The 20,698-nt window shown below is 48.5% G+C and carries 21 protein-coding genes; 14 read left to right on the top strand and 7 right to left on the bottom strand.

What is annotated here, in order from left to right; all coding sequences use genetic code 11:
* A partial coding sequence (locus tag BZJ17_RS17530; RefSeq protein ID WP_277868811.1) for a TCP-1/cpn60 chaperonin family protein occupies positions 1-280 on the bottom strand: 280 nt, incomplete at its 3' end.
* 28 nt (positions 281-308) lie between these two features.
* Entirely contained in the window at positions 309-599 is a 291-nt protein-coding gene (locus BZJ17_RS15630) for a co-chaperone GroES (RefSeq protein WP_077641357.1), read from the bottom strand.
* Between the two features lie 333 nt (positions 600-932).
* On the opposite strand from BZJ17_RS15630, the gene BZJ17_RS15635 reads away from it, so the two are divergent.
* From BZJ17_RS15635 to betA, 12 genes are all read left to right on the top strand, one after another.
* Positions 933-1,490 carry a GNAT family N-acetyltransferase gene (locus BZJ17_RS15635; protein WP_077662070.1) on the top strand — a complete coding sequence of 186 codons (558 nt, stop codon included), beginning with the start codon at positions 933-935 and terminating at the stop codon, positions 1,488-1,490.
* Between the two features lie 38 nt (positions 1,491-1,528).
* Positions 1,529-3,607, top strand: coding sequence for a M13 family metallopeptidase (locus BZJ17_RS15640; protein WP_077641359.1), 2,079 nt, complete (start codon positions 1,529-1,531; stop codon positions 3,605-3,607).
* Between the two features lie 84 nt (positions 3,608-3,691).
* On the top strand, positions 3,692-4,237 hold the full coding sequence (rimJ, locus tag BZJ17_RS15645; protein WP_077641360.1) for a ribosomal protein S5-alanine N-acetyltransferase: 546 nt from the start codon (positions 3,692-3,694) through the stop codon (positions 4,235-4,237).
* Positions 4,238-4,294: 57 nt separating this feature from the next.
* Positions 4,295-4,510, top strand: a complete 216-nt coding sequence (locus BZJ17_RS15650; protein ID WP_069362674.1) for a DUF4177 domain-containing protein — start codon at positions 4,295-4,297, stop codon at positions 4,508-4,510.
* Positions 4,510-4,734, top strand: coding sequence for a membrane protein insertion efficiency factor YidD (gene yidD / locus BZJ17_RS15655; protein WP_077641361.1), 225 nt, complete (start codon positions 4,510-4,512; stop codon positions 4,732-4,734). The genes BZJ17_RS15650 and yidD overlap by 1 nt, the downstream gene beginning before the upstream one ends.
* On the top strand, positions 4,734-5,126 hold the full coding sequence (locus BZJ17_RS15660; protein WP_069587063.1) for a hypothetical protein: 393 nt from the start codon (positions 4,734-4,736) through the stop codon (positions 5,124-5,126). The genes yidD and BZJ17_RS15660 overlap by 1 nt, the downstream gene beginning before the upstream one ends.
* Positions 5,127-5,234: 108 nt before the next feature.
* Positions 5,235-5,762: a nucleotidyltransferase family protein gene (locus BZJ17_RS15665; protein WP_069587123.1), complete on the top strand. Its 528-nt coding sequence runs from the start codon at positions 5,235-5,237 to the stop codon at positions 5,760-5,762.
* Between the two features lie 88 nt (positions 5,763-5,850).
* Positions 5,851-6,270 carry a GNAT family N-acetyltransferase gene (locus tag BZJ17_RS15670; RefSeq protein ID WP_077641363.1) on the top strand — a complete coding sequence of 140 codons (420 nt, stop codon included), beginning with the start codon at positions 5,851-5,853 and terminating at the stop codon, positions 6,268-6,270.
* 191 nt (positions 6,271-6,461) lie between these two features.
* On the top strand, positions 6,462-7,307 hold the full coding sequence (locus BZJ17_RS15675; protein WP_077641364.1) for a delta-class carbonic anhydrase: 846 nt from the start codon (positions 6,462-6,464) through the stop codon (positions 7,305-7,307).
* Positions 7,308-7,319: 12 nt separating this feature from the next.
* Positions 7,320-7,772, top strand: a complete 453-nt coding sequence (locus BZJ17_RS15680; protein ID WP_077641365.1) for a GNAT family N-acetyltransferase — start codon at positions 7,320-7,322, stop codon at positions 7,770-7,772.
* A 193-nt stretch (positions 7,773-7,965) separates the two neighbouring features.
* Positions 7,966-8,706, top strand: coding sequence for a GntR family transcriptional regulator (locus BZJ17_RS15685; protein ID WP_108743838.1), 741 nt, complete (start codon positions 7,966-7,968; stop codon positions 8,704-8,706).
* A gap of 104 nt (positions 8,707-8,810) precedes the next feature.
* Positions 8,811-10,508: a choline dehydrogenase gene (betA, locus tag BZJ17_RS15690; RefSeq protein ID WP_077641366.1), complete on the top strand. Its 1,698-nt coding sequence runs from the start codon at positions 8,811-8,813 to the stop codon at positions 10,506-10,508.
* Positions 10,509-10,552: 44 nt separating this feature from the next.
* Here betA and nrtS read toward each other — a convergent pair whose 3' ends face one another.
* From nrtS to BZJ17_RS15710, 4 genes are read right to left on the bottom strand one after another with little or no spacing between them, the layout of a single operon-like run.
* On the bottom strand, positions 10,553-10,801 hold the full coding sequence (nrtS, locus tag BZJ17_RS15695; RefSeq protein ID WP_077641367.1) for a nitrate/nitrite transporter NrtS: 249 nt from the start codon (positions 10,799-10,801) through the stop codon (positions 10,553-10,555).
* Entirely contained in the window at positions 10,801-11,730 is a 930-nt protein-coding gene (locus BZJ17_RS15700; RefSeq protein WP_077641368.1) for an HD domain-containing phosphohydrolase, read from the bottom strand. The genes nrtS and BZJ17_RS15700 overlap by 1 nt, the downstream gene beginning before the upstream one ends.
* Before the next feature lie 43 nt (positions 11,731-11,773).
* Positions 11,774-13,732 (bottom strand): ATP-binding protein, encoded by a 1,959-nt coding sequence (locus BZJ17_RS15705; protein WP_077641369.1) that lies wholly within the window; start codon positions 13,730-13,732, stop codon positions 11,774-11,776.
* Positions 13,729-15,705 carry an ATP-binding protein gene (locus BZJ17_RS15710; protein ID WP_077641370.1) on the bottom strand — a complete coding sequence of 659 codons (1,977 nt, stop codon included), beginning with the start codon at positions 15,703-15,705 and terminating at the stop codon, positions 13,729-13,731. The genes BZJ17_RS15705 and BZJ17_RS15710 overlap by 4 nt, the downstream gene beginning before the upstream one ends.
* Positions 15,706-15,830: 125 nt before the next feature.
* On the opposite strand from BZJ17_RS15710, the gene BZJ17_RS15715 reads away from it, so the two are divergent.
* Positions 15,831-16,811 carry a hypothetical protein gene (locus BZJ17_RS15715; RefSeq protein WP_077641371.1) on the top strand — a complete coding sequence of 327 codons (981 nt, stop codon included), beginning with the start codon at positions 15,831-15,833 and terminating at the stop codon, positions 16,809-16,811.
* A 130-nt stretch (positions 16,812-16,941) separates the two neighbouring features.
* Here BZJ17_RS15715 and BZJ17_RS15720 read toward each other — a convergent pair whose 3' ends face one another.
* Positions 16,942-18,486, bottom strand: coding sequence for a DUF3369 domain-containing protein (locus BZJ17_RS15720; protein WP_077641372.1), 1,545 nt, complete (start codon positions 18,484-18,486; stop codon positions 16,942-16,944).
* A 398-nt stretch (positions 18,487-18,884) separates the two neighbouring features.
* On the opposite strand from BZJ17_RS15720, the gene BZJ17_RS15725 reads away from it, so the two are divergent.
* Positions 18,885-20,698, top strand: a 1,814-nt coding sequence (locus tag BZJ17_RS15725; RefSeq protein ID WP_077641373.1) for a methyl-accepting chemotaxis protein, incomplete at its 3' end; no start/stop codon positions are given.

Below are 20,698 nucleotides of genomic sequence, written 5' to 3' on the forward strand. Positions count from 1 at the left end.
CGGTTGCGGTTGTGGTGCCGTCTCCCGCCTCATCGTTGGCTTTGGAGGCGACCTGTTTGACCATTTGGGCGCCCATGTTTTCAAATTTGTCTTCTAAGGTGATCTCTTTGGCAACAGATACCCCATCTTTGGTGATGGTTGGCGCGCCATAAGACTTATCAAGCACAACGTGACGGCCTTTAGGCCCTAAGGTCACTTTTACTGCGTCGGCGAGGATATTGACACCGCGTAGCATTTTTTGACGAGCATCATCAGARTATAAAATCTCTTTTGCAGCCATGATATTCTCCTAAATACGCTGAAAATAATTACGCAACAACCGCTAACACGTCAGACTCAGACAGGATCAGATACTCGTTCCCATCAATTTTCTCTGTCTTAACGCCATAGCCATCGTTGAAGATGATGGTGTCACCTTCTTTTACTGCCATTGGTGCGCGTTCACCGTTGGCGAGGCGCTTCCCTTCGCCGACAGCGATTACACGACCACGGGTGGATTTTTCGGTCGCTTGAGAAGTCAGTAAAATTCCTCCTTCTGTTTTGTTATCAACCACTTGTCGTTCAACAAGGAGTTTGTCGTGCAAAGGACGAATTTTCATATCCGGTGTCTCCTACGTAAGCTATCAAACTAAAAGACAAGATGATGATGCCCAAGAGATCAGGGATGGGGCATCAAAGTCGTCTCCATGGCGACTTCAAGGTTATAGATTGGGCCTGCTGTATTAAGTTCAAGACGCTGTTTCATTGAATATTTTTATCGATATGAGAAATTTTTTTTGCCTATTACATGCTGAATCGCGAGGCGCAAAAACGTATCTCTTGGTGCGCGAAGCGCTTTGGCACGTGTATGATGAATCACGCTGATGTCAGTCATCGACGGGCGCTAGCGGCTCATGATTAATGGCAGTCATAGGATTAAAAGGAATAGGAACATGTTTCCAGCAACATGGCGGTCTGAACGCTTGTGTTTTAGTGCGTTTGAGTACAGTGATGCAAAGCGCGTTAAAGCGCTGTTTGAGCAAAATCAGCATCTGCAATATCAAGATCCCACGTTTAAACCTTGGTCGTTGTCGACCTATCAAGCATTGATAGCGGATAGTGCGGAGAAAAAGGCGCCCGACGTCGAAGAGGCCTTTTACCTTCGTCGCATTCAGACCCATGACGGTAAAGATATTGGCTACTTACAAATCTCGCTCAATGCGCCGGATGCACAGAGTGTTTGGTTGCCCATGCTCACTATTTCCCCAAGATATCAAAAACATGGCTATGGCAGCGAAGCGGTTGCGAGCGTGATTGAAACCGTGCAAGCTTATGGGGACTATCGACGCATGGGGGTGAATGTTTACGCCGAAAACATTCGCGCGTTTCGATTCTGGTATCAGCAAGGGTTCTGTCGTATTTCCCATTTTGAACCCGAGCAAGATGAAGGACGAGATTACCACTGTTTGGTGCTCTATCGCGATTTAGACGTGAGGACACCATCACGATAGTGAACAAGGAAAGTGACTGAGTCATATAGGAAAGGAAAATGATAAAAACACCGAAAAAACGTCTGTTACTGACGCGTGTCGCACTGAGTGTTGTACTTGGCATGGGGCTTAGCGTTTCATCAACTGCGGTGCAGGCGGCTGACGCTGCACAAGTTCAGGAGCAGCGAGCGTCTGGGCTCCATCTGCAAGATTTTGATCGATCGGTTCGTCCACAAGATGACTTGTTCCGTCACGTGAACGGCACGTGGTACGACAAAACCCAAATCCCCAGTGATATGTCCAGCTATGGTGCGTTCCGTATCTTAGCGGAAGAGAATGAAAAGCGTCTGAAAGGCATCATTGATGAGCTGGTGGCGCGTGATGATCTTAAGCCTGACTCCAACGAGCAAAAGCTGCGTGATTTTTATCWTAGCTATATGGACCAAGATAAAATTGATGCCTTAGGAGTCACGCCAATCCAGCCTGAGCTTGATCGTATTGCGGCGATTTCCTCGAAGCCTGCGTTGATTTATGCGATGGCCGATTTGCGACAAATTGGTGTTGGGATCCCGTTTAGTTTTTATGCGTGGGCCGATGCGAAAAACCCTGACTATAACGCTCTGTATCTAAGCCAAAGCGGGTTGGGCTTGCCGGATAGAGACTATTATTTCCGAGACACCGAGGACGCTGAGCGTATCCGCACCGCTTACAAACGCTATCTCGAAGACATGCTGCGCTTAGCGGGCTACGATCAGGCCAAACAACGCGCGGATAGAATTTATCAGCTGGAAAAAACACTGGCAGATCACCATTGGACACGCGCTAAACGCCGTGACGCGCAAGCCACCTATAACAAAATGCCCATTGAGGCGCTCAACCAGTTGATGGGCGGTTTTGATTATGCACGCTTTGCCAAACGCGCGGGTATCGACAAAGCCGATGAGGTTGTGGTGCGCATGCCGTCTTATTTTGAGGCGCTAGGGCAGGTGTTTGAGCAAACTAGCCTGCAAGCGTGGCAAGATTATCTAACCATCCGCACGCTCAATGCGTTTGCGCCGCGCCTAAATCATGAGTTGGTTGAACGTCAATTTGCGTTCTATTCCAAAACCCTCAATGGTATTCCTGAGCAGCGTGACCGCTGGAAGCGCGGCGTGAAAGCCACTGAAGGGGTATTGGGTGAAGCGCTTGGCCAAGAATATGTCGCCCGCTACTTCCCACCGCAAGCCAAAGCACGTATGGAAACCATGATTGATAACCTGCGTGCCGCGTTTAAAGACTCGATTGAATCATTAGCGTGGATGAGCGATGAAACCAAAGCGAAAGCATTGGATAAGCTGAGTAAATTCACGCCTAAAATCGGCTACCCAGAGCAATGGGAAGATTACAGCGCGCTGACCATCAACGCCGATGACTTGATTGGCAACAGCAAACGTGCCGGACGCTGGGGCTATCAAGATATGTTGTCGCGGATTGGTGCGCCCGTTGATCGCAAAGAGTGGGGCATGACCCCGCAAACGGTCAACGCTTATTACAGCCCAACCGCCAATGAGATTGTGTTCCCCGCCGGGATCTTACAGCCACCGTTTTTTGATATGAATGCGGATGACGCCGTGAACTATGGCGGTATCGGCGCGGTGATTGGTCATGAAATGGGACACGGTTTTGATGATCAGGGTTCGCGTTATGATGGCGATGGCAACCTATCCAATTGGTGGACGGATGAGGACAGGGCGCGCTTTGATGCACGCACCCAAAAGCTGGCTGAGCAATTTAGCCAGTTTGAGCCATTGCCGGGCTTGTTCATTGACGGCAAAGTGTCTTTGGGTGAGAACATTGGTGATTTAGTCGGCTTGACCACCGCCTTCCGCGCCTATCAAAAATCGTTGCACGGAGAACCGTCTCCAGTGATGGACGGGTATACCGGCGAGCAGCGATTCTTCCTCAGTTGGGGACAGATTTGGAAAATGAAGATGCGTGAAGATGCCCTGCGTGAGCGCGTGTCGCTAGGTCCGCATGCGCCACCGCAATATCGCGTGCTTGGTGCGCCGCGTAATGTCCCTGCATTCTATGAAGCCTTTGATATTAAAGAAGGTGATGGCATGTATTTACCGGAAGATCAGCGGGTGAATATCTGGTAATCTCTGATGCCGCCTCAAAGGCGGCATTTTTTGTTTTAGGTTTTGGTTCTGTCTGTCGCGCGAACCGATGTAAGGAGGCCCCAAGTGCTGAGCACCCCAAGGACGAGATTAGTTTTACTTCCCCCAGAAAAAGCCGACATGATGGCGCAGTTTTATCAACGAAATCGTGCTCACCTTTCCCCATGGGAGCCCATACGTCCTGCCGCATTTTATCGCGAAGACTATTGGCATAGCGCGCTGCAAGAAGCGAACGATTTGTTTCAACAGCAGCAAGCCTTTAAGTTTGTGATTTTGCATCATGAACGGGACGATGTGATAGGGGTGTGCAATTTTACCAATGTCATTCACGGCGCCTTTAAAGCGTGCATGTTAGGTTATGCCGCTGACAAGCATTATCAAGGGCAGGGCTACATGCATGAAGCCATCCAAGCAGGCATCCGTTTTGTATTTGATCAGGTTGGGTTGCACCGTGTGATGGCCAACTATATTCCGGACAACACGCGCAGTGAGCGGCTACTTACCAAGCTGGGGTTTGAGCGCGAAGGCTATGCTCGCCGTTACCTCAAAATCAATGGCCGCTGGCAAGATCATGTCCTCACCGCCAAACTCAATCCTGCAATGGAAGCGTGAGTCGTGGAGTCGCCAGTCAGACATTCCGTTTTATCCATTTAACTGTCAGGAGAAAATATGAGTCAGTTTACCGAGTACAAAGTCGTTCATATTGTTGAAGGTGGTTGCGGCACCTTATTGCTGGGCTCAAGTGGCTTGCCGTTGCAACGCCTCGAAGCCGAACTCAATCAATACGCGCAAGATGGCTGGCAGGTTGTTTTTCAAGTCATTGAAAAGAAAAGATACATGCTGTTTTGGCAGCGTGAGGCAGTGATTGTCACCTTAGGTCGCTAATGCTCAAGTATTTGTCGCTTAGTTTGATCCATCGTTACCAAGCTAAAGGTGGATCAAAGAAACTGTTCAATATTGAGTGTAATTTCGAGCCGAGCTGCTCGGAGTACACGCGCCAAGCGATCGAAAGATACGGCGCACTCCGAGGCTGGCAACTCGGATTGGCGCGCATTCGCCGCTGTAATAATCCCAATGCGATTGAAAAAATTCACGACGAGGTGCCTTAATGCGTTTTACCCAACCGATCGAAGCGCTGGAGGCGCAAGAAGAAGCACTGAGGAAGCAGGTGAATGGCTTGACCCAAAGCCAGAAAAAACGCTATTTTGCCGAGCAAGCCAGACAGCTCAAAGACCCCGATACCTATGCGGCGCTGAATTGGGCATTCCTTGGTGGCTTTCATCATCTTTACTTGCGAAGGTATGGGTTGTTTGTCGTAGAATGTGCATTATTGGTGATCGCCGTTATCGGCTTAGTGATGAGTCAGCCTTATTTTGCGTTGATTTTGGTTGGCTTAGTGCTATTTGAGTTACCACAGCTGTTTTTTGCCCAGAAAATTGCCAGGCAGTATAACTATCATGTATCACGCGAAATATTCGAACACGTCCGTCGTGGTGACTAATTCATGAAACGTCGTCGGATCCGTAAACGTCACCAGCACCATTTCTTTTTATGCCAGAAGACATATCGTCGCGCCTTAATTGATTTGATTGAGGCAGATCCTGTGAGGATGCGTGCGTTACGATGTGTTCAGTCCCTCAATTTACCCCAGTGCTATATCGCCGCCGGGTTTGTTCGCAACTTGGTCTGGGATGCATGCCATAAGTACCCGCCGAGTGCGCTTAATGATATTGATGTGATCTACTTTGATCCCTCAGACACCAGCATTGAGCGCGAGCAATACCTTGAAGCCTTGTTGCAAAAAACCATGCCTGAGATGACTTGGCAGGTGCGTAACCAAGCAAGAATGCATGAAAAGCATCAAGATCGGCCGTATGCGAGCACACTGGATGCGATGCGTTTTTGGCCCGAAAAGGAAACGGCCATTGCGGTTCGCCTCGATATGAATCAGCGCTGTGAAGTGATTGCCGCATTCGGTGTACAGTCTTTGTTTGAACTGAAACTCAGCCACAATCCCGCTCGCCCTTGGTCGATATTCCAGCAGCGAATTGATCACAAGCAATGGCTAACCCATTGGCCAAAGCTAACGGTAACAACCCAATGTTCGGTGGCAGCTAAGCCAATCAATGCGGAGTAAGAACCGATAAAGTGCGCATGGACACAGATTGTCCATGCCACCCAAGGCATACTCGTTTCTGTGTTAATCAGTATGGATACGTAAACACATGAAATATCGTATGGATGCTAACCCGAGTGATGATGATATTACTGCCATTCGCCAAGGGTTAAAGCAAAGTAATCACCCGTTTCTTGCCGGGATCCCAGAAGGGTCGTTAGCTGGTTATGCCTTTAATGATCATGATGAGCGAGTGGGTGGAATTATAGCCAACACCTGGGGACAATGGCTGTTGATTAAATACCTTTGGGTGGATGATGCCTTTCGTCAACGCCATGTTGGTAGTCATCTATTGAGCAATTTGGAAGAGTACGGCAAAGAGGTAGGTTGTAAGATGGCCTTTGTCGATACCTTTAGTTTTCAAGCTAAACCTTTCTATGAAAAACATGGCTATCAATGTCAGATGACGTTAGATGATTATCCCCTCAACCATTCTCTATACTTTATGACTAAAAAGCTTGCGGACTGAGTCGAACATTGAGCGGGTTAAATTCTCATTCCGACAAGCAACTGACTGATTTGTCGTGATAAAACAGTGATAAAGATTCCAAAAAACGGGTCGCGTTGTGTGGTTTATCAACGGGCTACGGCTGAGATCAATATACTTGCGAGTAACAGGACTAGACTCGCAAGTTTTTGACTCACAGACAGAAAGGAATCATGAAGACATCACGTTCATTTTTAGCGGCCTCCCTCAGTGTGCTGCTTTCCACTTCCGTTTTCGCGACCGTCAGTAATGATGAAACATTACTCGCTAACCAGCATCAATCCCTTAATGAAGCGACGTTAGGTAAGGGCTTTGGTCCTCAGTCACCCCGCGATATCGATCAACTCTCAGGCACTAACCCACAACGCTTTCAGTACGCACCTGCCGCACCGCAAATGAATTTGTGTAATATTCATTTTCATAAAAACGCAGAGCATAAAGGCGGCGAATTTACGCGATATGCTGGGATCGGGGACGGGCAGGGTCACCAATCCGGTTACCTCTATACCGGACAATTAACCGACGCTGAGCGCACGGCATATCACCAGCCTGTGTGTGCCAGTGAGCATCAAAGTGTGCAGGTTGGCGACACTTTGGAACTTCACTATGTGTATAGCACGGCGTCCGTCGCGCCGGGTCCGACGCTGGGTGCATGCTTAAGTGATGCGACGGTAAATCCACAGTTGCGGGTTGAGGCACAAGTGCTTGTGGCGGTGAATGATGATAGTGCCGCTGATTTCACGCGCCTGACGGCGGTTGGTCAGCGCAAAGGGCGCTATCAAGCGATTCACCTGCCCGAAGATAGTGGTCAGGCGGTAAGCTATCTCGGCTCAACGACTGGCCCGGCCTACAACGAGAAAGGATCGCCGTACCAAGTAACGTGGCGGGTCCGCCCGAAGGTCAAAAAGGTCAACATCGCAAGTATTCAGCGCTGGTGTCAGGCAAACGTATTTGAAGAGCATCATGCGCACGGTGTACGTAATTTGGTGGTCCAGCCTGCGTTACTCTCCGAGCAATAAAAAGGGAACAGTATGTCAACGACGGCGTCCAATCGATTAACCATTCGTCGTATGCGGCCGGACGATACGGAGCCGGTTCTAGATATCTGGTTAAATGCCTCACTGCAGGCGCATGATTTCATTGATGAGGCGTTCTGGCATCAGCAACGTGATGCCATGCGTGCCTCTTACTTACCGATGGCTGAGGTGTGGGTAGGTATCCATCAAGAGGTTATCCTTGGCTTTTATGCATTACATGGTAATACGCTGGCGGCGATTTTTGTCGATCCTGCCCATCAGGGCGCCAGTGTGGGCAGTCAATTGCTCGATCATGCCAAACTGCAAAAGCCCACTATCGACCTCACGGTTTATCAGAAAAATACCGCCAGTTACGCGTTTTATCTACGTCACGGTTTTGTGGTTGATAGAGAGCAAACGGATCCACATACCGGAGAGCGTGAGTGGCGAATGGTATACCAAAGTTAGTTGTCGTCTGCAGACAGTGAAAAAATCCCGCTTCGGTAAAACCAAGCGGGATTTTTTATTTTTATCATATTTATCAATCCAATAAGTTGATTTTCTATTATGGGGAATGGTCGTACCAAAGCGAGGATAGCGAGATGAGATTTGACTTTAATGGCAAAGAATTGTTAGTTTGGTCCTACCAAAAGAGAGGGTGATGATGAACATAACCACACAAAGCCTTTTTCATCCGGTGCAAATGGGCCGGGCCAGTGAAGATGTGGCATTACAAATTGAGTCAGCGATTCTGTCCGAGGCGCTAAAGCCGGGTGACAAACTACCCAGTGAGCGTGAGCTTCAGCAACAGTTCGGAACAGGGCGTGGTGTGGTGCGTGAGGCGATTCAGGCACTCAAGCAAAAAGGCTTGATTGAAATCCGCAAGGGTCAGAAAGGTGGTGCTGTCGTGCGCCAAGTGGATGTTCATCATATCAGTGAATCACTGGCGCTGTTTCTCAAGCAAAGCCATATCAATGCGGAGAAAGTGGCGGAGTTTCGTGAAACGGTCGACCAAAGCTTGGTATTGCTTGCGATGAGTCGCGGGAGTGAGGCGCAGAAAGTCACACTGCGGGAAACCGTCGAAGCTTTAGCGGCTGAAGCGGCGAGTGTGAGCCCAGATCTTGATCGATTAGGGGAGCTAGATCGGGCGCTAAACCTGCTGATTGCTGAAATGTCAGGCAACCCAATTTTTGAGTGGGTGATGCATGCGCTTCAACAAGGCTTTAGCTCGCACGATTATGCCCTTTATCAGGCGGCGGAGTATCGTCGCCAAACGGTGGAAAACTGGCAGCAGACCGTCCACCACATTGTTGCCGCAGAGCCTTTTAAGGCGCAGGCAACGATCAGCCACCACTATCGGTTGCTACAACAATGCATTGATGCACAAGCATCAAGCAAATAATAAAAAACACTTCAAAAAGGAAACCTCTAACTACATTCACCCATAACCGCGCCACCAAGATGGCGAACAAGTCACTGCGCGCGGGAAGGAAAACTGGAGGTTTTATGGGACTGCAACAAAACTACGATTACATCATTATTGGCGCGGGTTCAGCAGGCTGTGTGTTGGCGAACCGTTTGAGCGCCAATCCAGATAACAAGGTGCTACTTCTTGAGGCGGGTCGTCCTGATTATCGACTTGATTTTCGCATTCATATGCCCGCCGCACTGACATACTTGCTGACTGATGGCACCTATAACTGGTTATATGAATCCGAGCCCGAGCCGAACATGCATAATCGCCGTATCGCGCAGCCTCGTGGCAAAGTGCTTGGCGGCTGCAGCAGCATTAATGGCATGATTTACATCCGTGGTAACGCCATGGACTATGAGAAGTGGGCCAACGAGCACGGATTGAAAAAGTGGGATTATGCCCATTGCCTGCCGTATTTCCGCAAGTGTGAAACACGTTTGCAGGGCCAAGATGATTACCATGGCAACAATGGTCCACTGGCGATCAGTACAGCCGATTGCGATAACCCTCTGTTTAGTGCCTTCTTTAATGCCACCCAGCAAGCGGGCTATCCATTAACCGACGATGTGAACGGTTATCAGCAAGAAGGCTTTGGCATTTTCGACCAAAATATCTATCGCGGTCGTCGCCATAGCGCTGCGCGAGCGTATCTACACCCGGTGATGAACCGTAAAAACCTTACTGTGATCACCGGTGCGACAACCGATAAAGTGTTGTTTGAAGACAAAACGGCTATCGGTGTGGAATACCGTAAGTGGGGACGGAAGAAAACCGCCTATGGTGCCGAGATTATCAGTTGTGGTGGTGCAATCAACTCACCGAAGCTGTTGCAGCTATCGGGTATTGGCGATGAGACCATGTTGAAAAACTTGGGTATTAAGCCCGTTCACCATTTGCCGGGTGTGGGTGAAAACTTGCAAGACCACCTTGAGCTTTACGTACAGTATGAATGTAAAGAGCCGGTCAGCATGTATCCCGCGCTTAAGTTTCACAATCAACCGAAAATCGGTTTTGATTGGCTGTTCCGTCGTAAAGGTGCTGCCGCGACCAACCACTTTGAAGCGGGTGGCTTTGTACGCGGTAATGATGAGGTGGCGTATCCGAACTTGCAGTTCCACTTTTTACCTCTGGCAATTCGCTATGATGGTTCGGCCCCCAACAAAGGACATGGTTTCCAGTTGCATGTGGGGCCAATGAATACCGATGTGCGCGGTTACGTTAAAATTCGCAGCACCAATCCAGATGAGAAGCCAGAGATCTTCTTTAACTATCTCTCTACGCCACAAGAGCGTAAAGAGTGGGTGGAAGCGATTCGCGTATCGCGAGATATCATTGCGCAACCTGCGTTTGACCACCTTCGCGGTAAAGAGTTATCACCGGGCAGCGATGCGCAAACCGATGAAGAGATCCTCGACTTTGTGGCACGCGAAGGGGAAAGTGCTTACCACCCCAGCTGTACCTGCAAAATGGGCTTGGCGAGCGATGAAATGGCAGTCGTGGATGAATCTTTAAATGTGCATGGGGTGAAAAATCTACGTGTCGTCGATGCGTCTGTTTTCCCAGCGATTACCAATGGTAACCTGTACGCGCCGACGATCATGGTGGCTGAAAAGGCGGCAGATATGATTATGGGGCATACGCTCGCACCCGCGAAAGACGCTGAGTATTACCGTTATGTGCCAGAAACTGGATCTCAGTCGGTAGAAAAAGCGACGGCTGACGTGGCGTAATCGGCCGCTGTTTTCGGATGAAAGCCAGCAGAATGCTGGCTTTTTTATGGGGCGTTGTCCGTGTTATCTGAAGGGCTTGTTGACTGGTTGAGTTGGTACTTTGCCGCGCTATAGCTTGCCACGCTGTAGGGAACGAGATAGTTGAGTAGGGCATGGCCGATACTAAATGAGCCATCGGCCCACAGCGCATCGCCTTGATTGATAATGTTGAGTATTGTCCCCACCACTAAAGCTATTTTGATCGCGTTAATGACCAAGCTTCGCTCTACGAGTATGCGAATGAGCGGTCGCATCAGGTGTCCAGATCAACATGACGTTCATTCGCCCGAGCAAGTAGCGCTTGGGTGGGGATTGTATCGATGGTTTCTTGGATTACCCGACGAATTAATGCCGTATCAGGCTTGCGACGCTGTTTAGCTGGTGAGAGTTGAACCCCGGTGGGTGCAAGGGTGTAAGTGCCGTCAGCCTTCACCAGCTTCGCTTGTTGCAAACAAACGGGGCAGTGGAGGAGGTGTCCTGATTTATCAGAGCGATACCGTGTAATGGTCGGGCCGCATGTGGGGCAATGATATAAGGGGATCCCTTCGTCAGTGTGCGCAATGATCGAGTCCAGTTTACCGGCCTTGGCTAACGCGACGAAGCGCGCGCCCAGCTTTTCATCGAACTGAGTGCCGAGGTTCTCTTCAATAATGGCAATGGCTTTTTCTTTCGGCATGGCATTGCGGTAGGGGCGTTGACTGGTCATTGCATCAAACGCATCACAAATGGCAATCACCTTGGCATCCGCTGGGATAAGGTGGTCGTGAAGTTGATTGGGGTAACCTTTACCATCAACGCGCTCATGGTGAAGTCCAACGGCATTACTGACGATAGTAGCGAGAGGGTGGCCTTCAAGAATATACAAGCCTTCATTGGGGTGGTTCTGGATCACGGCAAACTCGTCATCGGTGAGTTGAGCTGTCTTGCGCAAGATCTCATCGGGCACACTGACTTTACCTAAGTCGTGTAGAAAGCCTCCGAGTGTAACCGCAGCGCGATCTTCCTCTGACCAGCCTTCCTCCTCCGCCAGTGTGTAAGCAAAACGCGATACTCGCCAAAGGTGCCCACCGGTATACGGGTCTTTTGATTCCACGCTCCACGCCAAAGTGAGCAGACTTTGAAATAAGCGCTGTGCGTGCTTATCGCTCGGTGCGGCGGCCAGCCACTGACGTAACCATTTCATCACGCGTACCTTTATTAAGCAGATGTAGAGAATAAGACCTGATTTATCGTGAAACGCTTTCACTTTCCGATGGGGCAGATACTTGTAAGAACTTCGGTAACGTGAGCACCACCGTCACGCCTTGGTTGACATCTGAGTCAAAACTTAGTTTGCCTTGAAGCTTTTGTCTAACCAGATTAAACACTAAGTTAAGGCCAAGCCCCGAGCCTCCTTTGCCACGTTTGCTGGTGTAAAAAGGTTCGAAAATTCGCTGATGTAGTTCAGGCGGTACACCTACACCATTATCGGTGTATACGACTTGCACTTCATCGCCTAAATCACTGACTTTAATTTTTATTTCTGGGTTTTCGATATTCTCAAATGCGTGCCGCACGCTATTCATTACCAAGTTTGAGACGACTTGGGTCAATACTCCGGGCAAGCTACTCATTTCTAGATTGGCATCACCTTCGATAATGGGGACGACGGGCACTTTTTTCGTTTCGGGACGTAAACTCCCCATCAGCGCGTCTAGCGCTTGCACGACGCGAAACTGACTGCGGCTCTCTGAGACTTGGTCGACGGCCGTTTGTTTGAAATCACGAATCAAGCGGGCGGCACGATTGAGGTTGTTTTCCAACATGTTGGAGCCATCGACGATCTGCTTCATCACGGTTTCAAACTGTTGACTGGTGAGGGATTGGTCCGCGAAGGCATGATTGAGTGTGGCTACCGCTTCTTTTATCACGGAATTGGCAGTCACCGCGATCCCCAGTGGCGTGTTCACTTCATGCGCAACACCAGCGACGAGACTTCCCAAAGCAGCCAGCTTTTCTGATTCCACTAACTGATTCTGTGCCGCTTTTAGGTTTTCCATACTTTGCTCAAGATCCTGAGTCCGTTCATTGACGGTCTGCTCCAAGTTCTGATTCAACATTTGTAGTTCAAGCTGGGTTTGCTTCAGTTCGGTGATATCAATCGCTGTGCCGCGAAAGCCGACAAACCCTTCATCGCTGAAGTGAGCAATGCCCTGAAAAACAAAGTAATGAGGGCGAGTGTTAAACGAAATTTGTTCTTCACACATGGTGAAGTTTTCGTAATCTTCTAATCGAGCCAGCAGGGTATGGCAATGGCTTAACAGTGGAATATCACGGAGTTTGGGCTTATCGTCCACGGGAATGTCGAGTGCTGCTTGCATGGCATCCGAGCAAAAGGTGATACGTTGTCTAGCATCCGTTTCCCACAACCAATCTGATGATGCGCTGGTAAAGTCTGCGAGGCGTTCCTGCTCCAAAATAATATTTTGGTATAGGTTAGCCATGCGTAGTGTAATTTTATTCGTTTCATCGGCAAGCCAGTCAAGCTCGTCATCTTTCTCCATGATGTACTTGCGGTGCTTAAGTTCCAGCGGCTGATGGATGGGGGCTAATGGATCAAAATAGCGTAAGTGTTTGGCAATTGAAAAGACTCGTTGGCTGACACTTTGATGAAATACCCACAAAATCAAAGAGCACACAATCAGGGTTTTTATGCCGTTGAGTAGAAGCGTGATCACGAATTGTCGTAACAAAATATCGTAGATTTTTTGAGCGTCCGACTCGACAAACAGTGTACCCAGTTCAATGCGCCGTCCTGTATCAGGATGAAAGTAAATAAGCTCTGTGCTACTCATCACGCTGTTTTGGTTGATAGGTTGGCCAGCATCAAGGACGACACCATCAAATTCAATTGACAAATAGTCGATATAAGGCAGGTTCACGAGCCCGTCGAGGCGATTCTGTGCACTCACTAAGTCAAATACCCACAGTGAGGAGGCAATTAAATCGGCATGTACGTTTTCAATTTCGTAGTGGCGACGATCGACGTTATCGAATGCCTCTTCATAGTCCCATGAAAGCTGCAGTAAGGTCGTCATGATGGTAAATAAGCTGCTGAGTAGGACCATTAAAAGGATGATACGGCGACCCACCACACTGAATAGTGGGTTATTAATCCCTTCCTCAAACTTTTGCAACTGGCTCATTGCTTACCTATCGTTTGTTGATTGTCCTCGCTCGCATGTGGAGGCGTAATATTGGCGAGGTTCAATGGAATTAAAAACATAAATTTGGCGCCTTCGCCGGGTGTCGATTCAAACTGCAACTCTCCTTGTAGCTTTTGTTTGACCAAGTTAAAAACCAAATTGAGTCCAAGCCCTGATCCACCGCGACCGCGTTTGCTGGTGTAGAAAGGTTCAAAAATACGTTGATGTAGCTCTTTGGGAACACCGCAGCCGTTATCCTGATAACACAGATAGAGATGCTCATCTTGGCGCTCAAACTCAATCAGAATTTGCGGTGTGTCGGTATCGTCGAACGCATGATTAATACTGTTCATCACCAAATTGGAAATAACTTGAGTGAGCACACCGGGAAGACTATGCATGATGATTTCTTCTTCCCCTTTAACCATTGGCGCTACTGGAATTTTTCGGGTTTCTGGGTGTAGGCTTGCGATAAGTGCATCGAGAGTTTTCTTCACATCAAATTCTGTATGTGCTTCTGAAACTTGGTCGACAGCGGTTTGCTTGAAGTCGCGAATTAAATGAGATGCGCGATTAAGGTTGTGCTCGAGCATGCTGATGCTGTCATCCACTTGTTTCATCAGTGACGCAAACTGGGTGCTTGTCAGTGTCTTTTCCTTGAAGGCATCGTTGAGCGTCGTGGTGATCTCTTTCACCACGGATGAGGCGGTGACTGCGATTCCCAAAGGCGTATTGACTTCGTGTGCAACGCCAGCCACCAAGCTCCCTAACGCGGCTAATTTCTCAGACTCAACTAACTGATCCTGCGCAGCCTTTAGTCGCTCCATACTTTCTTGTAGTTCACGGGTGCGTTCATCGACCGTGACTTCGAGGTTCTGGTTTAATGCCTCTAGCTCAAATTGCGTCTTTTTGAGCTCCGTAATGTCGATACCGGTACCGCGGAATCCACGAAATCCATCGACGCCATAGTGGGCGAGTGCCTGGAAGACGAAATAGCGGGTGTCATTATCAATTTGAATGATTTCTTCACACATCGCAAAATCTTGCTGACGCTGCAAATTACCAATGAACTGGTTACAGCCAATGGTGGTGAGCACATCATGCAAATAAGGAAAGTGTTTAGCATCGATACCCAAAGCGTGACGCATTGGGTCAGAGCAAAAAGTGAGTTTGAGGTCGGCATCGGTTTCCCACAGCCAATCCGAGGATACATGGGTGAAGTCAGAAAGGCGCTCTCGCTCTAGCATAATGTTGCGATACAGCGTTGACATGTTGTCGGTAATTTTATTGGTTTCGGCTGCAAGCCAATCCAGCTCGTCTTCCTTTTCCATGATGTATTTCTTTCTCGGAAGCTCAAGTTTCTTCTGCCCTGGATCTAACGGGTTATAACCGCGCAAGAATTGTGCGACATGAAACACACGCTGACTCACGGTGTGGTGAAAAACCAGTAGAATCAGATAACACACCAGCAAGGTCTTAATCGCGTTGAGCAAAAGCGTGAGGAAGAACTGCTGAATCAGGTGGGCATAAATCGTGTTTGTGTCGGATTCGACATAAATCGTCCCGATACGCTGTGTACGTCCTGTATCTGGGTCGTCATATTCCAACGGATATTCATTGACAAGTTTGCTTACTTCAACCGGTGAACCCGCTTCGAACAAATAATTCTCTGAACGTACAGAAAGGTAGTTCACATGGGGCAGGTTAACGAGGCCATCTAAACGCTCTTGTACACTACTCAGATCATAAATCCACAGTGAACTCGCCAATAAATCGGCATGAATATTTTCGATTTCGTAATGACGACTTTCGACATTATCGAAGGCTTCGTCATAGTCCCAATAGGTTTGCAAAAGCGTGGTAAAAACGGTGAAAAAGCCGCTGAGCAAAATCATGATCAGCAAAATTCGACGGCCCACGAGGCTGAAGAAGGGATTGCGGATACTTTCATCGAATTTATGGCTTTTGCTCATACGTCTAGGATCATCGATGGCGACAGAATCAAATTTAAGTGTAGATGAAAAAACTGTTCGTAATGGCAAGGGTGTCTGTCTTGGCTCGCCTACACTAAAAAAGTCAGATTATTGAGGAGAGCATCATGCACTTGTTGATTAAAGCACTCACTAGCTTGTTGCTGTGCGTCACCGCTCCTGTATGGGCGACTAACGTGATGCTGATTGAAAGCTATCACTACGGTTATGATTGGGATAAAAGCTATATCGCCGGTTTAGAGAGGACATTGGGCAGTGATTACACGCTATCTCGGTTTGAAATGGATACTAAGCGACTGCCGCCCAGTGAGTTTGAAAAGCAGGCGGATAAAGCCTTTGCCGCATACCAAGCAACCAAGCCTGAGATCGTGGTGCTTGGTGATGACAATGCGCTGAAATACATGTTGCCAAGGCTCTATGACGAGCCTATCTCGATTGTATTTTTAGGGATTAACTCGAACCCTCGCCACTTGCTTGCCGAATATGAGGGTCAGGCAAAAGTCACGGGGGTGCTGGAGTTGCCGTTATTTGTGCGTAATATGCGCGAAATCAGCATGCTGCTAGGTAAGAAAAACATCAAAGTAAAAGTGATGTTCGATTCTGGGGTGACTTCCGAAATTGCTGCCGAGTATATATTGCGTCAGTACGAGCAAATTCGACGTAGCTTGGGTATTGAAATCAATATTGCTAATGCCGTGACCTTTCAAGGCTGGCAACGAGAAATCGTCGCCGCAAAACCCAGTGGCTTTGATGCGGTGATTGTCGGTTTATATCAAACCTTGGTGGACAGTGAAGGAAACAATGTTGATGCGAATCAGGTACTCAGCTGGACCAATCAACATGTGGAGGTGCCGACCTTTGGCTTTTGGGACTTTTCCGTCGGTAAAGGGAAGACGGCTGGCGGTGTTGTGCTATTTGGTGAGTCACAAGGCCAGCATGCAGCCGATCTTGTCAAACAAATTAATGCTGGCGCTGATGCAAGCACGATACCGATTCAAATTGGTCGCCAAGGGCGTGCGATCTATAGTGCCAGTGAAATGGAACGCTGGTCGTTGACGCCTTCTTCACGGTGGCAAGACATTGATTGATGGAGTGAAATTGAAAACCTAAGAGTTGATATCGCTGTAGATAAGCAAGCTCTTAAGTGAGTCAGTACTTCGGGAAACAGGCATCAAAAAAACGCGCTCAGACGGCGCGTTTTTTGATGAGAGTGCAAGTCTAGTCTGGGTGTGACTCACGTATCGCAATAAAGTCGTCCCAATTATCGATCAGCAAGTCGACCAGTTTGGGCTCAAAATGTTTACCGCGCTGAGCGATCAGCTCTTTACGAATGTCATCATCAGTCCATGCATCCTTATAGGAGCGTTTTGACCCGAGTGCATCAAACACGTCGGCCAATGCAGAAATCCGTCCACTGACAGGGATATCTTCCCCTGCCAATTTATTGGGATAACCACTACCATCCCATTTTTCATGGTGAGTCGCGGCGATTTCTTTGGCAACTAAAATCAAACGGCGTTTGGAATGGCTAAGAATTTCGACACCATATTCCACGTGTTTTTGCATGATTTCCCACTCGTCGGGGTCGAGTTTGCCGGGCTTGTGTAAAATAGCATCAGGGATAGCGACTTTACCGACATCATGCAAGGGAGAGCCATGTTTGAGCAGAGTGGCCTCTTGTTCATTCAGCCCATAAAGCTCAGCAAGGCGTTCACAGAACAAAGACACCCGTTGTACGTGTGCCCCCGTTTCTTTACTCCGCGCTTCTACCGCATTGGCGAGGTTGTAAACCAGCTCTTTGGAGGTTTCTCGTAAATCTACCATCAAGCTAAGGTTCTCGAACGTGAGCCCAATGTTTTGCATATWTATTTTCAGCAAATGTTGGTCGAGCTCCGAGAGTGTTTTAGCATGGTTTACGTATAATAGAAACTCAACATCATCGTCATCACGGTGGAAAAGTACAAAACCATCGTCAAATTGGATATTTTGTTGTTTATCAAGCGCTTGTTGGCATCGTTCTGCAACTGTTTTAGGCAACTTCTCAAACGCACATTCGCTATAACAATCGACGTACTCTCCTGTCGCGGCGAGAGTCAGTGCGCGCGACTCCTCCGCTCCGGGGCGAGGTTGCACGACGCAGTAAAAAGCTGAGTCATGAATGTGTAGCAATGAGGTGAGTTGCTCCAACACCGCGGTCGCATAGTGTTGCAGGTTAGTAGTGTTTTGGACGTTGGCCGACGCCTCAATCACCCGCTTTAATCCTTGTTTTTGCTCCTCAATCATGCACAAATCGCGATAAGAGCGCAGCATAGAGTAGAGTAAGGTTTTTAGCTTTTGGGTGGTGAGTTCAGTTTTTTCTTTGTAATCGTCAATATCGTATTCGCGGATGACTCTGTCTTCGGGGGCTTGTCCCGCTTGGCCAGTCCGCAATACTAACCGAATCACATGGTCATTTTTCTCGTCGCGGATGTATCGCACCAGATCTAAGCCAGCGTGCTCGGTTTCCATCACCACATCGACTAGCGCAAGTGCGATCCCTTCTTCTTTTTCGAGGATACCTTTCGCTTCTTGTCCAGAGAGAGCCGATAAAATTTCTAGCGGGCGATCTTGAAAAGTAAACCCTGTTAACGCCAAGCGCGTCACCTCGTGCATCAAATCATCATCATCCACCAACAGAATACGCCAAGGCTCGTGGGTGGAAGCCTGATTCGTTTCTGGTGGGGATGGTGATGCGTCGTCACGCTGATCCGCAAACAAGTCCATGATCTTCGCCTCTATTCGCGTACTTCTTAATTAACTAAAGCGTAGTTGAGCAAAATAAAAGTTGCGAGTTGGGATAACTCACTCAATTAAAATCATATTGATGCATAAGTGAGTTCGTTTCGATACTGCATTAGATATCACTGATCTAGCACATAACAGCTCTGTTTGCCTTTGATAGTCTGGAGAGAATCCGGCTTAGCGAATGTATTCGATTGCACAACTTTGGCGGCTTGGGGGATAAAACAGCGCTGTCGTTCAACGTGTTGCGTAACGCATCAGTAAGATTGTTGTGATGTGGATACCATTTGACAGAGAGCGGTTTTGCGGGCTTTTGTGATCACTGATTTACTTGATGGACAATAATCACAATCAGACTTTGACAGACAAACAAGGCAGTTATGTTTAAAAAACTTTCATTAAAAAATAAGCTTGCGCTATCGGCGAGTGTCGCCATCATCATTGGTGGTTTATTAGTTGAGGCACTCTCATTTCGGGCGTCACTATCACGGCTTGATACTGAGGTCTCGCAACGTCTCGAAAGCACGACGGCCTCATATAACCAGTATGTGGCTGATTGGATCGTGTCGAAAGAACGTGCGATGACGTCGCTAAGTAGTGACGCCAACCTTAATAGCATTGTGACGCACTTAAAACAGGTGCGCGATTCGGGTGGTTTTGACAACGTTTTCCTCGCTTACCCCGATGGTAGCCAAGACAACGCGAACGGTGTGGTCCTCCCACCCGGTAATGATGATCCGCGTAAATGGGGTTGGTATATCAACGCCAAAGCGGACCCGTCCAGTGTGTTTATGGATAACCCTACGGTAGCCGCAGCGACGGGCGCCAATGTGGTCTCTTTAGGTAAAGCCTTGCAACTGGGTGGCGACATGGTGGTGCTGGGTGCTGACGTTGAAATTGGCGACATCATTGAGGGGCTTGAGAAGGTTATCTTGCCTGGGCGCGGTTATATGTTTATTGCCAATGGCGATGGCAACATTTTTACCCATGCGAATACGGATCTTCTTAACCAACCCGTCAGTGATTTAGGCCTATCGTTAAGTACGGTAAAAAATGCCGCTAATTCGGGCCAAGATCTCATGGCAGAGGTGAACGGTGAGCAAAGTGTGGTGTATGCCAAACCGATTGCTGATACAGGGTTAATGACGGTCACAGTGATCAATTATGACTCGCTGGTAGCGCCTTTGTTCGATGCGGTGTGGGGACAAATTGCCGTGACTATCGGGGTGGTGATTGCGTGTACTTTGTTGTTTAACCTGTTGGTTAACGTCCTGTTTAGACCGCTGACCAATGTGTCGAATGCACTTGAGCAAATTGCGCATGGTAGTGGTGATTTGACTCAGCGGATTGAAGTAGAGAGTGAAGATGAGGTCGGGCAGTTGGCGCACAATTTCAATACCTTCGTAGAAAGTATGCACCAACTCATCAGCCATATTCGTGAGCAGGCTGGTCAGCTGACATCGCAATCGAAAAGTAGTACCGATCGTGCACAACGCAATGTGGATGATATTAATCAGCAACAACAAGAAATTACCATGGTGGCGACGGCCGTGACAGAACTGGCCTCGGCGACGCAGGAAATTGCCTCTCATGCAGAGCACACCGCAAGCACTGCACAAGATTCAACTGCAAGCACCAATAATGGTCGGGCAGTGGTGGAGAACACCAAGACGTCAATTACGCGCTTGGCCGATGAGTTGAAGCAGGCCAGTACCATCGTGGCGGAGTTGGATAGTCACTCCCAAGAAATCTCGACCGTTCTATCGACTATTCAAGATATTGCTGAGCAAACCAATTTGTTGGCGCTGAATGCGGCGATTGAGGCGGCGCGTGCAGGCGAACAGGGCCGTGGTTTTGCGGTAGTTGCCGATGAAGTGCGCATCTTGTCTCAGCGCACCCATGCATCGACAGAAGAAATTAAGTCTACGATTGATACCTTGCAAACCACCACAGCCAATGCCGTTTCTATTATGGAAAGTAGTTCATCACTGGCGGGTGATTCAGTCGCGGACGCTGATAAAGCCACTGCAGCATTGAGTGAGATTGATGCGGCGGTTAACCAAATCAGTGATATGGCGACTCAAATTGCAACGGCGGCCGAAGAACAAACCCATGTGACTAGCGAGATCACGCAAAATATTACCTCTATTAAAGATGTGTCTGAGCACCTTGTTCATAGTGCGAACGATGAGTC

Origin of the sequence: Salinivibrio sp. IB574, from assembly GCF_001996205.1 — a bacterium.
GTDB lineage: Bacteria > Pseudomonadota > Gammaproteobacteria > Enterobacterales > Vibrionaceae > Salinivibrio > Salinivibrio proteolyticus.

Coding starts and splice junctions, on each gene's coding strand:
- betA (WP_077641366.1), top strand. CDS start 8,811: ATGGGACTGCAACAAAACTACGATTACATCATTATTGGCGCGGGTTCA.
- BZJ17_RS15630 (WP_077641357.1), bottom strand. CDS start 599: ATGAAAATTCGTCCTTTGCACGACAAACTCCTTGTTGAACGACAAGTG.
- nrtS (WP_077641367.1), bottom strand. CDS start 10,801: ATGCGACCGCTCATTCGCATACTCGTAGAGCGAAGCTTGGTCATTAAC.
- BZJ17_RS15710 (WP_077641370.1), bottom strand. CDS start 15,705: ATGAGCAAAAGCCATAAATTCGATGAAAGTATCCGCAATCCCTTCTTC.
- BZJ17_RS15635 (WP_077662070.1), top strand. CDS start 933: ATGTTTCCAGCAACATGGCGGTCTGAACGCTTGTGTTTTAGTGCGTTT.
- BZJ17_RS15650 (WP_069362674.1), top strand. CDS start 4,295: ATGAGTCAGTTTACCGAGTACAAAGTCGTTCATATTGTTGAAGGTGGT.
- BZJ17_RS15705 (WP_077641369.1), bottom strand. CDS start 13,732: ATGAGCCAGTTGCAAAAGTTTGAGGAAGGGATTAATAACCCACTATTC.
- BZJ17_RS15715 (WP_077641371.1), top strand. CDS start 15,831: ATGCACTTGTTGATTAAAGCACTCACTAGCTTGTTGCTGTGCGTCACC.
- BZJ17_RS15680 (WP_077641365.1), top strand. CDS start 7,320: ATGTCAACGACGGCGTCCAATCGATTAACCATTCGTCGTATGCGGCCG.
- BZJ17_RS15685 (WP_108743838.1), top strand. CDS start 7,966: ATGATGAACATAACCACACAAAGCCTTTTTCATCCGGTGCAAATGGGC.
- BZJ17_RS15670 (WP_077641363.1), top strand. CDS start 5,851: ATGAAATATCGTATGGATGCTAACCCGAGTGATGATGATATTACTGCC.
- BZJ17_RS15700 (WP_077641368.1), bottom strand. CDS start 11,730: ATGAAATGGTTACGTCAGTGGCTGGCCGCCGCACCGAGCGATAAGCAC.
- yidD (WP_077641361.1), top strand. CDS start 4,510: ATGCTCAAGTATTTGTCGCTTAGTTTGATCCATCGTTACCAAGCTAAA.
- BZJ17_RS15665 (WP_069587123.1), top strand. CDS start 5,235: ATGCGTGCGTTACGATGTGTTCAGTCCCTCAATTTACCCCAGTGCTAT.
- BZJ17_RS15675 (WP_077641364.1), top strand. CDS start 6,462: ATGAAGACATCACGTTCATTTTTAGCGGCCTCCCTCAGTGTGCTGCTT.
- BZJ17_RS15660 (WP_069587063.1), top strand. CDS start 4,734: ATGCGTTTTACCCAACCGATCGAAGCGCTGGAGGCGCAAGAAGAAGCA.